The sequence below is a fragment of the Rhodococcus sp. W8901 genome, assembly GCF_013348805.1.
Classification (GTDB): Bacteria; Actinomycetota; Actinomycetes; order Mycobacteriales; family Mycobacteriaceae; genus Prescottella.
Map to the genome: position 1 here is coordinate 2,268,695 of NZ_CP054690.1, position 11,739 is coordinate 2,280,433.

Sequence of the window (11,739 nt, forward strand, 5' to 3'; positions counted from 1 at the left end):
TCGTCAGACGGTCATGGGTGCGGACCCGCCCGTTTGCTCAGCAGGTTCGTCAACCGATCGGGTCGTGCGCAGCGTGGCGGCGCACACCAGCGCCCCGAGCGCCGCGATGAACGCGGCCACCAGCAGGGCCTGCTGCAGGCCGTCGACGAACTCGTGCGGCGATCCACCCAGCAGCATCGACTGTGCGGGCAGGAGCGCGCCGAGCCCGGCGACGCCGACCGCGATTCCGGTCTGACGGAACGCATCGTTGATGCCCGCAGCCAGTCCGGAGTGGTCCGACGTACTTTCGCCGAGCACCAATCCGCTCATCACCGGGTTGAACACACCGGCCCCGACACAGGCCACGACGAACCCGGGGAGCAGCACGTACTTGGACCCGGTGACGTCGACGGCGGTCATCATCACCAGACCGACCGCCACCAGCAGCAGTGAGCAGGTCAGGGAGACGGACACCGGGACACGCCCGTCGAACTTCGCGGTGGCGCCCGCGACCACGAACATCGCGACGGTCGCCGGCAGGTACACCAGTCCGGCCTCGACCGGCGACAGGTGCAGCACATTCTGCAGGTAGATCGTGGTGTAGACGAACACCGCGAACAACGACGCGGAGATCGCGAAGGCCGCGATCTGCGCCCCGGCGAAGGCCCGGTTGGCCAGCAGGTGCGGGGGCAACATGGGCTCACTCGTGCGGAGTTCGTGCTGGACGAACCCGACCAGCGCGGCGGCCGCGACGATGAGGGCGACGACCGGTTGCGGCTCCAACCAGCCGGCCTCGTTTCCGCGCAACAACCCGAACACCAGCGCCGCCAGGCCCGTGGACACCAGGATCTGTCCCGGCACATCCGCCCCACGCGGGTGCGGATCGCGCGACTCCGGAACCCAGCGCACGGTGACGGCGAGCGTGATCAGGCCGATCGGCACATTGACCAGAAAGATTGCGCGCCAATCCAGCATCTCGGTCAGCAGCCCGCCGACGAGGGGGCCGATGGCGAACGCGCTGCCGATGGTGGCGCCGTAGGCGGCCAGGGCAGACGCGCGCGCCGGCCCCTTCTCGAAGACATCCGCCAACAGGGCCAGCGAGCACGCGAAGAGTACGGCTCCGCCGACGCCCTGTGCGGCGCGGGCGAGATCGAGAACCCAGATGGTCGGTGCCAGCGCGCACAGCAGCGACGCCGCGGTGAACCACAGGATGCCGATCAGGAACACGTGCCGTCGGCCGCGGCGGTCCGCCCAGGATCCGGCGCTGAGGACCACCGTGGCCAGCGCCAGGGTGTAGGCGTCGACTACCCACTGCAGGCCACTGACGCCCGGCTCCAGATCGGATGCGATAGATGGCAGGGCGGTGTTGACGACCGCGATGTCGAGCATCAACATCGCCGTCGTCACGCACACCGCGACCAGGGTGGCTCGTCGCGTCGCGACATTTCTCGGAACGATCGGTGTGGTCATGGTCTGTCCTGACTCTCCGAAGGGAAGGTGTACCTCGGACACCCTCCGCCTCCCCGCTTGGGACAGGTCAGGAGAAACTCTTGGAACAGTCGCTCGCCCCGCGAGAACCGTGATGCGGATCCAAGGGATCGCCAACGCGGTTGGGCCCCACCCGAGAACACCCCACCCGAGTCCGACGGCCACCACCGTGCGCTGACGCGCTGGTGGCGCCGCGGTCAGCTCGACCCGATGGAACCCGCGGAGGCCGGCTCGCACCCGGGGTCGTCCGATCCGCGGTCGCATTCGAACACCTTCGTGACGAATGTGACCGCGTCCGCCTCGTTGGCGAACAGGCTGCCGATGTGGTCGGCCGGATAGATCCTGAAGTCCGGTCGGGTGCCGGCCAGGTTCATGTCCGCGACCAGCTTGACCGTCAACGGCAGCGGCACGGTCAGGTCCGTGGCGCCCTGTGCGATCATCAGCGGCCGGTCGAATCCGGAGGTCGGCACCTGCAGGTAGTCGCGTAATGCGGCCAGCAGTGCCGGATCGTTGAGTGACCGCGATAGCATCTGGGCCACAGAGACATTCGCGGCAAGTCGGGCGAACTGCGGGTATGGCAGCTCCGGCGCCGCGTCGACCAGCGTGCGCCCGATCGGCGTCAGGAAGCTGTTCACGTCGAGTTCGGGGTGGGTATCGCGGAATCCGGCGATCACGAACGTCATGAAGTTGGTCAGCCCGGCGAGGCCCTGCGGCGGGAAGTTCGGTCCGGCCAGAGGGGCGATCGTCTCGATGTTCGACGGCACGCCGGCGGCGACCGCGCCGCGGTAATCCAGTTCGGGCGCATACTCGGTGGCGGCGTGCGCGGTGAACACCGCCGCCTGCCCGCCCTCGGACAGGCCGACGACCGCCCACCGCGACGAGAGTCGGTCGTCGACGGCGCGGGCCGCGCGCACCGAATCGATGACACTGTGCGCCGCGGACTTCCCGTCCAGATAGGGCGGGACACCGGGAGTGCCCAGGCCGATGTAATCGGTGGCCGCGACGGCGTACCCCCGGGCCAGCCAGTTCGCCACGTAGCGACTGCTGGCCGCGTCGACGCCGTTGACCGACGGGGCATCGGTGTCGGAGTCGCCGATGGTTCCGTGCGCCCAGGCGATGACCGGCCAGCCGCCCGGCGGCGGCGGGCCGGCCGGGACGAACACCATGCCGGTGCAGGGCGTGTCGCCGCGGGGGCCCGTGGTCAGGTAGGTGATCCGGTGGGCGGCGCCGGTGCCCGGCAGCCAGAACGACCGGGGCAGTGGGGCGGACTCGAGGACTGACCCGGGATCGTCGCGCGCCGGCGTGACGGCGGGGACGGCCTGGGCGGCCGGAGCGAGGATTTGAGGTGCGCCCGCGATCAGTGCGACAGCGATCGCGGTGACGATACGGCGGCCGATCCCGGAACCCGTCATGCGCCGAATCTAGCTGAGCGCCATCACTCGTCGAGGTGGTTCGCCGGAACCGACCCCAACGGAAGGCGTGCGGGCGACCTTCCTCAGATCTCCAGGCCGAGTAGCGCGTTCTCGACCACCTCCGGCATCGCCGGGTGGATCCAGTACTGCCCGGTGGCCATGTCCTGTGCCGACAGGCCGAAGGTCATGGCCTGGATCAGCGGCTGGATCACGGTCGGGGCCTGCGCGCCGATCACGTGGGCACCGAGCAGCCGTCCGGTGCCGCGCTCGGCGATGACCTTGCAGAATCCCTCGTCGTCCTCCATCGCCCAGCCGTATGCGACATCGCCGTAGTTCTGCACCTTGACGGTGATGTCGAGGCCGGCCTCGCGGGCCTGCTCCTCGGTCATGCCGACGTCCGCGATCTGCGGATCGGTGAACACCGCCGCCGGGACGAACCGGTGGTCGGTGCGCCGCAGCCCGGCGGTGGAGCTGTTCCAGGCATCGTGGAGCAGGTTGTGCTGGACGGCGCGCATCTCGTGGTTCGCGACGTGCTTGAGCTGGTACGGCGACGACACGTCGCCGAGCGCGAACACGCCCTCCGCGGTGGTGCGCTGGAACTCGTCGACGATGACCCGCCCGGTCTCGTCGACGGCAACTCCGCCGTGCGACGCGTCGAGCCGGTCCCCGTTGGGGGTGCGGCCGACCGCGACCAGCAACTCGTCGCCGGCGACGACGGTGCCGTCGGACAGTTCGATCTCGATGCCGTTGCCGGCAGGGCGCGCGGCGACCATCGGGTTGCTCAGGTGGACGTCCCACTTGCGGTGCGCCAGTTCGGTGAACCACTCGGAGACGTCCCGGTCCAGGTGACGCAGCAGTCGCTCGCTGCGGCCGATGATCGACACCTGGACGCCGAGCGCCGAGAACACGTGCGCGAACTCCGCAGCGATGAAGCCGGATCCGAGGATCACCAGGCGCTCCGGCAGTTCGGGTAGCCGCATGATGTCGTCGTTGGTGTGGAAGCGGACGCCGCCTTCGAGGATCTCCTGCGGGATCGTCGGCCGCGAACCGGCCGCGATCACCACCTGGTCGGCGGTGATGACCTCGCCCGTGCCGGTGTCGATGGTGCGGGGGCCGACGAACCGGGCGTGCCCGCGGAAGACCGTCACGTTCGCGCAGTCCTCGGTGCGGTACCGCTCGCCGCCGGCCGCGATCGGATCGATCCGGCCGAACACGCGCTTGACGATGTCGTGCCAGCGCACGTCGTCGAGGGTGGCGTCGATCCCCAGCTTGGACGACTCGGTGATCGTGCGGGCCACCTCGGCCGCGTAGACGTACATCTTGGTGGGGATGCAGCCCACGTTGAGGCACGTGCCGCCGAACGTACCTTCCTCGAGGATCGCGACCTTCATCCCGTCGTAGCGCTGGTCGAGGATCGAGTTGCCCGATCCGGTCCCGATGATCGCGAGGTCGAAGTGGGTCGTTTCGGGGTGATTCACGCGGGGGCTCCGGACTCTCGATCGGACAGGTGATGGGCGTCGAGCCAGTCCAGCCACAGATCCACCTCGGTGAACGCGGCCGCGAGCGGCTTCTCGGTGGACAGGAACACGTCGTGGCGGGCGCCGTCGATCGGCACGATCGTGGTGCGGTTGCCGAGGCAGCCCGCCCACTTGGCGATCTGGTCGACGTCGAGCACGGCGTCGGCGGCGTCGACGGTGGGGTTGTAGCGGGACGCGAAGACGGTGTTCTTCGAGCGCAGGATCAGCGACGGCACCCCGATGTCGAGGCCGCGGTGCAGGTGGGCGTGTCCGCGCCGGATCGCGCGCAGCCAGCCGAACCTCACCGGGAACCCGGTCAGCGGCTTCCAGTCGAGGTTGTACTCCCACGGCCCGTTGGAGCTGACGTGCAGGCTCGAGCCGTACGTGTCGAGCTTCTGCCCGGGGATCGGGGTCTTGCTCGACACCCGGCCGAGTGCGTCGATGGCCGCGGTCGTGCCTGCGGCGCGCAGCAGGGCCGGGCCCTGCAGGTCGAACCACGGGCTGTTGAGGATGAGACCCGCCACACCGGCGCCGGCGGAACCGCCCGGCTTGCGCTCGAGCCGATCGAGCCACAGCGGCAGGATCAGCCCGCCCGTCGAGTGCGCGACGAGCAGGACCTGGCCGCCGCCGATCTGCTCGCGCACCAGGCGGAGGGCCTGGTTCAGCTCGTCGTCGTACATCCGCAGATCGGTCACGAAGTGCGGCGTCTGTCCCGGACACCGCGACCGTCCGCATTTACGCAGGTCGAGTGCGAAAAACGAGAAACCCTGCTCGGCGAAATGCTCGGCAAGATGCTGCTGGAAGAAGTAGTCGGTGAACCCGTGGACGTACAGCACGGCCCGGTTCGCGGGTGCAGACGAGGGCTGGTAGCGGACCAGGGTGGCCTCGACGTCTCCCTCCCCGTCGGGATCGGTCCCCAAAGGGATTGTCAGCTGCTGGTATCCGTCGCCGAGGACGTCGGGAGCCCAAGTAGTCACGATCACACTCTATTGGGCGAACAGAGTCGTTTGCGAGGGGCACAATTGGGGGAGGTGACGCACAGGTAACCTAAGCGCCACAGGCGCGCGAATTGCGGTCTGTGCACGCGATGCCTTCAGTGGATTCGGTCGTCGGTTTCGGAACTCCGGTGACAGCGAGGATTCTGCGCCGGCGATGCGTGCGAACAGGTCGCGTGTGAACAGACAAGGAAGTCGATTCTCCAGTGTCAGAGCAGAACGTAGTGGTGAAGACCGATGTAGTGCTCGTGGGTGCGGGCATCATGAGTGCGACGCTCGGCGCGATCCTGCGTCAGCTGCAGCCGGACTGGTCGATCACCACCTTCGAACGACTCGACGCCGCTGCCGCCGAGAGCAGCGACCCGTGGAACAACGCGGGTACCGGCCACTCCGCACTGTGTGAGCTCAACTACACGCCTGCGAAGTCCGACGGCACCGTCGACATCACCAAGGCGATCAACGTCAACGAGCAGTTCCAGGTCTCCCGCCAGTTCTGGTCGTACGCCGTGGACAACGGGATCCTCACCGATCCCAAGGAGTTCATCAACCCGATCCCGCACGTGAGTTTCGTGCACGGCGCGGACAACGTGAAGTACCTGCGTGCGCGCTACGACGCACTCGCGGGTCACCCGCTGTTCGCCGGCATGGAGTACTCCGAGTCCGAGGACTTCTTCACCGAGCGCCTGCCGCTGATGGCCAAGGGCCGCGACTTCTCCGATCCCGTCGCACTCAACTGGACCGAGTCCGGCACCGACGTCGACTTCGGTGCCCTCACCAAGCAGCTGCTCAACCACGTCGCAGCGTCCGGTGGCACCGTCCACTTCGGTCACGAGGTCCGCAACCTCACCAAGCAGTCCGACGGCAGCTGGATCGTCAAGGTCGAGAACCTGCGCACCGGCGCCAAGAAGACCGTCAACGCCAAGTTCGTGTTCGTCGGCGCCGGCGGCGGCGCGCTGCACCTGCTGCAGAAGTCGGGCATCAAGGAGGCCAAGGGCTTCGGTGGCTTCCCGGTCAGCGGCCAGTTCCTGCGCTGCATCAACCCCGAGCTGATCGACCAGCACCGCGCCAAGGTGTACGGCAAGGCTGCGGTGGGTGCGCCCCCGATGTCGGTGCCGCACCTCGACACCCGCGTCATCGGCGGCAGGCCGGGCCTGCTGTTCGGCCCCTACGCCGGCTGGTCGCCCAAGTTCCTCAAGCAGGGCAAGATCACCGACCTGCCCGGCTCGGTCAAGCCCAACAACCTGATGTCGATGCTCGGTGTCGGCCTCACCGAGATGAGCCTCACCAAGTACCTCATCGGTGAGCTCATGCAGTCGCCCGCCGACCGGATCGGCACCCTCGGCGAATTCGTGCCGAAGGCCATCGGCAAGGACTGGGAGCTCATCACCGCCGGCCAGCGCGTCCAGGTGATCCGCAAGAAGGGCAAGGGCGGCGTCCTCGAGTTTGGCACCGCCGTCGTCAACGCCGAGGACGGCACCATCGCCGGCCTGCTCGGTGCCTCGCCCGGCGCCTCGACCGCCGTTCCGGCCATGCTCGACGTCCTGCAGCGCTGCTTCCCGCGCGAGTTCGAGGCGTGGAAGCCGAAGCTGCAGGAGATGGTCCCGTCGCTGGGCCAGAAGCTGTCCGACAACGTGGACCTGTTCCAGCAGGTCTGGGACTGGAGCACCCGCTCGCTGCAGCTCGGCGATACCCCCGCGGCCGCCCCGGCGCACGCCGCGCCCGTGGTCGAATCCGCATCCGTCTGACGACGATCGGCCGACATCCACTACCGCGGCTCGGAGGAAACTCCGGGCCGCGGTATTGTGCTGCAACAGAGAAACGTCTGCGGGGAAGACCTGTGAGAACCAGGCGCGGTCCCGCCACTGTGAGGGTGCTCGATCGGAGCGACCCGAAGCCAGAATGCCGCAACGTTTCGCACCGCCAAGCTCTCGGCGAGGAAACCGAGACGTGAAGGGATTCGATCGTTGCGTCACAGTCATGACCTGGCCGCTCACGAGCCTGCCGGCTTCCCGTTCAGTGCCGTCGTCGGACAGGACCGGCTGCGCCTGGCGCTGATCCTGTGCGCCGTCCACCCCGGCATCGGCGGGGTGCTGGTCCGCGGCGAGAAGGGCACCGCCAAGTCGACCGTCGTGCGCGCGCTCACCGCGCTGCTGCCCGAGATCGAGCACGTGGGGGAGCGCCGCCGGGCACGCCTCGTCGAGCTCCCGGTCGGTGCCACCGAGGACCGCGTCGTCGGATCGCTCGATCTGGAGAAGGTGCTCCGCGACGGCGAGCGCGCCTTCCAGCCCGGACTGCTGGCCGACGCGCACCAGGGCGTGCTGTACGTCGACGAGGTCAACCTCCTGCACGACCACCTGGTGGACGTGCTGCTCGACGCTGCCGCGATGGGCCGCGTCCACATCGAACGCGACGGCGTCTCACACTCGCACCCGGCCAAGTTCGTGCTCGTCGGCACCATGAACCCCGAGGAGGGGGAGCTGCGCCCGCAGCTGCTGGACCGGTTCGGTCTCGCAGTGGACGTGGCCGCGTCCCGGGACGTCGACGTGCGCATGGACGTCGTGCGCCGCCGCCTCGACTACGAGCGCGACCCCGACGCCTTCGCCGCCCGCTACGCCGAGCAGGACGCGGAGCTGGCCCGGCAGATCGCCGCGGCCCGCGCTCGCATCGACGACATCGAGCTGTCCGACGGAGAACTGCGTCGGATCGCGTCGCTGTGCGCGTCGTTCGACGTCGACGGAATGCGCGCCGATCTGGTCCTCGCACGCACCGCCACCGCTCATGCCGCCTGGCGGGGCGCGGACGCTGTCGCCGAGGAGGACGTGCGCGTGGCCGCGGAACTCGTTCTGCCGCACCGTCGTCGGCGCGACCCCTTCGACGAGCCGGGCCTCGACCAACAGCAGCTCGACGACGCGATGACGCAGGCCGACGCCGACGTCAAGGCGCACGACGAGCCCGACCCCGACCCCGATCCCGATCCGGACGGGCCCGGCGGCGGCGAGTCCCCGTCGGATCCGGCGCCGCAGTCGCCGTCCGGCGAATCCGAAGGGGAATCACGCGAACAGGATTCGCCCGCTCCGGGATCCGGACCGGGGACCGGTCGCAACGCCGGCACCCCCGGCCCGCAGTTCCGGACCCGCATGCTCGAGATTCCCGGCGTCGGCGACGGCGCCCCCGGCCGGCGGTCCCGTTCCCGCTCGACCCGGGGCCGCACCGTCCGGACGACGACCGAGTCCGGTCACGGCCTGCACCTGGTGGGGACGCTGTTCGCCGCCGCCGAACACCAGGCGGACCGCGGGCGGTGCGACGGTCCGATGCGGCTGGCGCCCAGTGACATTCGGGGAGCGATCCGGGAAGGTCGCGAGGGCAACCTGGTGCTGTTCGTCGTCGACGCGTCCGGCTCGATGGCCGCCCGGGACCGCCTGTCCGCGGTCACCGGTGCGGTGGTGTCGTTGCTGCGCGACGCCTACCAGCGGCGCGACAAGGTCTCAGTGATCACCGTCCGCGGCCGCGACGCGGAGCTGGTCCTGCCGCCCACGTCGTCGGTGGACGTCGCGGTGCGGCGTCTGCGGTCGATGAAGACCGGCGGCAGAACCCCACTGGCGGAAGGCTTCCTGAGTGCCCGCGACGTCGTGTTGCGGGAACGGGTCCGCGATCCGCGCCGCCGCGCGCTGGTGGTGTCCCTGACCGACGGCCGCGCCACCGGCGGGCCGGACGCTGTGTCGCGGGCCAAGCGCGCCGCCGCGATGCTCGCGGACACCGGCGCCGCCTCGATCGTCGTGGACTGCGAGACAGGAATGGTCCGGCTCGGCCTGGCCGCCGAACTGGCCCGTGACCTGCGTGGCGGCTACGTGCGGCTCGCGGAGCTGTCGGCGCAGCAGGTCGCCGGTGTCGTCCGCGCCGCCGCCTGACCCGCCCGAACATCCGAGTCCGAGGAAGGGACTGCACATGCCCAAGGGCGTACCCGAGAACGTGCCCGTGGACGGGCTCACCACCCGTCAGCGCCGCAACCAGCCGGTGCTCGCCGTGCACACCGGACCCGGCAAGGGGAAATCCACCGCCGCCTTCGGCATGGCGCTGCGCGCCTGGAACCAGGGCTTCGACGTCGGTGTGTTCCAGTTCGTCAAGAGCGCGAAGTGGAAGGTGGGCGAGGAGGCTGCCTTCCGGGCGCTCGGCGAACTGCACGAGAGCAGCGGTGTCGGCGGCGCCGTGCAGTGGCACAAGATGGGCGAGGGCTGGTCGTGGACCCGCAAGCAGGGTTCCGAGGAGGACCACGCGGCCGCCGCGGCCGAGGGTTGGCAGGAGATCGCCCGTCGGCTCGCGGCCGAGACACACCGCTTCTACGTGCTCGACGAGTTCACCTACCCGCTCAAGTGGGGCTGGGTGGACGTCGACGAGGTGGTCGAGGTGTTGCGCGACCGGCCCGGCAACCAGCACGTCGTGATCACCGGCCGGGACGCCCCGCAGGCCCTGATCGACGCGGCCGACCTGGTCACCGAGATGACCAAGATCAAGCACCCCATGGACGCCGGCCGCAAGGGCCAGCGCGGAATCGAGTGGTGATCACCCCCAGCACCCCCGCCGTCGTCATCGCGGCGCCGGCGTCCGGCAGCGGCAAGACGACCGTCGCGACCGGACTGGTCGGGGCGCTGCGGGCCGCCGGGGACCGGGTGGCTCCGTTCAAGGTGGGCCCCGACTACATCGATCCCGGCTACCACGCGCTCGCCGCGGGACGGCCCGGCCGAAACCTCGACCCGGTCCTGGTCGGCGCCGACCGGATCGGGCCGCTGTTCCGGCACGGCAGCGCCGACTGCGACATCGCCGTCGTCGAGGGCGTGATGGGCCTGTTCGACGGCAAGATCGACCCCGGATCGTCGGAACCGTCGGCGGAGGGGTCCACCGCGCAGGTGGCCGCCGCGCTGGGCGCGCCCGTCGTGCTGGTGATCGACGCCCGCGGACACAGCCAGAGCCTCGCCGCCGTCCTGCACGGCTTCTCGACGTACGACTCGGCGGTCCGGATCGGCGGGGTGATCCTCAACCGGGTCGGCAGCGCCCGGCACGAGCAGGTGCTGCGGCAGGCGTGCGAGCGAGTGGGCCTGCCGGTCCTCGGGTCGGTGCCCCGGCTGGCGGAACTCGAGGTGCCGTCGCGCCATCTCGGGCTGGTCCCGGCCGTGGAACACGGCAGGGCGGCGCTGGACGCCGTCGCCGCGATGACGGAACTGGCGGCGGCGCACCTGGACCTGATCGCCATCCGATCGCTCGCGCGCTCGTCGGTCGACACGCCCACCTGGGACCCGGCGAGCGAGGTCGGTCCGGTGGCCCCCGGCACGCGGCCGGTGATCGCGCTGGCCGGCGGTGTCGCGTTCACCTTCGGCTACGCCGAGCACCGCGAACTGCTCACGGCGGCGGGCGCCGACGTCGTCACCTTCGATCCGCTGCTCGACGAACTGCCCTCCGGTGCAACCGGTCTGGTGCTGCCCGGCGGATTCCCCGAGGAACATGCCGTGGCGCTGTCGTCGAATGCTGCACTGCTGCAGCAGGTTCGGCAGCTGGCCGCGGACGGCGCACCGATCCACGCCGAGTGCGCGGGGCTGCTGTACCTGGCCCGTAGCCTCGACGGGCATCCGATGGCCGGAGTGGTCGACGTCGACGCGCGGTTCGGCTCCCGGCTCACCCTCGGATACCGCGATGCCGTCGCGCTCACCGAGTCGACACTGTTCGCCGCCGGCACGCGGGTGACGGGCCACGAGTTCCACCGCACGTCGCTCACGACCGACACCGCCGACGGAACGGGCCCGGCGTGGGGGTGGCGCGCGTGGGACGCCGGCGCCACCCGCGAAGGGTTCGTCGGCGGGCCCGCCGGACCCGGAGGCTCCGCCGGCACGGTGCACGCGTCGTACCTGCACACCCATCCCGCCGGGAACCCGGAGTCTGTGGGCCGATTCGTCGAGGCCGCCCGTGGCTGACCGGGCCGGGTGGTGCGTCGGGGTCGGCGCGGGCAGCCGGGTGGGGGCGGCGGACATCGTCGCCGCCGTCCTGGACGTGTGCGGTGACGAACCGGTGCGCAGGCTGGCCACGCTCGACCGGAAGGTGACAGCCGACCCTTTCGTGGACGCCGCAGAGGTCCTCGGCGCGACGCTCGTCGGGTACACCGCCGATCGGCTCGCCGCGGTTCCGGTGCCGAATCCGGCGGACGCTGTGGCCGGGGCGGTGGGGACGCCGAGCGTCGCCGAGGCTGCCGCCGTCCTCGCCGCGGACGGCGGTCGCCTGGTCGTGTCGAAGCGGGTCACGAATGGCGTCACTGTCGCAGCTGCCCGTAGTGTTTCGTGATCTGTCGTATGAACAACAATC

Annotated in this window: 9 protein-coding genes; 5 read left to right on the forward strand and 4 right to left on the reverse strand. The window is 70.1% G+C overall.

Going from position 1 to position 11,739, the window contains the following annotated elements; translation table 11 throughout:
- Positions 1–3: 3 nt before the first annotated feature.
- The 4 genes from HUN07_RS10775 to HUN07_RS10790 all read right to left on the reverse strand — a co-directional run bounded on the left by HUN07_RS10775 (position 4) and on the right by HUN07_RS10790 (position 5,373).
- Positions 4–1,449, reverse strand: a complete 1,446-nt coding sequence (locus HUN07_RS10775) for an MFS transporter (RefSeq protein ID WP_174909635.1) — start codon at positions 1,447–1,449, stop codon at positions 4–6.
- Between the two features lie 215 nt (positions 1,450–1,664).
- Complete coding sequence (locus HUN07_RS10780; RefSeq protein ID WP_174909637.1) at positions 1,665–2,879, reverse strand: lipase family protein; 1,215 nt, start codon at positions 2,877–2,879, stop codon at positions 1,665–1,667.
- Between the two features lie 83 nt (positions 2,880–2,962).
- The gene (gene mtr / locus HUN07_RS10785; RefSeq protein ID WP_174909639.1) at positions 2,963–4,357 is read right to left on the reverse strand and encodes a mycothione reductase; all 1,395 of its coding nucleotides are present in this window, start codon (positions 4,355–4,357) and stop codon (positions 2,963–2,965) included.
- A complete protein-coding gene (locus HUN07_RS10790; RefSeq protein WP_174909641.1) occupies positions 4,354–5,373 on the reverse strand; it encodes an alpha/beta hydrolase in 1,020 nt (339 codons plus the stop codon). Before HUN07_RS10790 ends, mtr begins: the two co-directional genes overlap by 4 nt.
- A gap of 224 nt (positions 5,374–5,597) precedes the next feature.
- Here HUN07_RS10790 and mqo point away from each other — a divergent pair, with 224 nt between their 5' ends.
- The 5 genes from mqo (at position 5,598) to HUN07_RS10815 (ending at position 11,718) form a co-directional block, all read left to right on the forward strand.
- Complete coding sequence (gene mqo / locus HUN07_RS10795; protein ID WP_174909643.1) at positions 5,598–7,136, forward strand: malate dehydrogenase (quinone); 1,539 nt, start codon at positions 5,598–5,600, stop codon at positions 7,134–7,136.
- A 219-nt stretch (positions 7,137–7,355) separates the two neighbouring features.
- The gene (locus HUN07_RS10800; RefSeq protein WP_254622893.1) at positions 7,356–9,299 is read left to right on the forward strand and encodes a magnesium chelatase subunit D family protein; all 1,944 of its coding nucleotides are present in this window, start codon (positions 7,356–7,358) and stop codon (positions 9,297–9,299) included.
- Positions 9,300–9,336: 37 nt separating this feature from the next.
- On the forward strand, positions 9,337–9,951 hold the full coding sequence (gene cobO, locus HUN07_RS10805) for a cob(I)yrinic acid a,c-diamide adenosyltransferase (protein ID WP_174909645.1): 615 nt from the start codon (positions 9,337–9,339) through the stop codon (positions 9,949–9,951).
- Entirely contained in the window at positions 9,948–11,354 is a 1,407-nt protein-coding gene (locus tag HUN07_RS10810) for a cobyrinate a,c-diamide synthase (RefSeq protein ID WP_441346809.1), read from the forward strand. Before cobO ends, HUN07_RS10810 begins: the two co-directional genes overlap by 4 nt.
- Positions 11,347–11,718, forward strand: coding sequence for a cobalamin biosynthesis protein (locus tag HUN07_RS10815; protein ID WP_114719661.1), 372 nt, complete (start codon positions 11,347–11,349; stop codon positions 11,716–11,718). The genes HUN07_RS10810 and HUN07_RS10815 overlap by 8 nt, the downstream gene beginning before the upstream one ends.
- Positions 11,719–11,739: the final 21 nt, after the last annotated feature.

Coding starts and splice junctions, on each gene's coding strand:
- cobO (WP_174909645.1), top strand. CDS start 9,337: ATGCCCAAGGGCGTACCCGAGAACGTGCCCGTGGACGGGCTCACCACC.
- HUN07_RS10780 (WP_174909637.1), bottom strand. CDS start 2,879: ATGACGGGTTCCGGGATCGGCCGCCGTATCGTCACCGCGATCGCTGTC.
- HUN07_RS10775 (WP_174909635.1), bottom strand. CDS start 1,449: ATGACCACACCGATCGTTCCGAGAAATGTCGCGACGCGACGAGCCACC.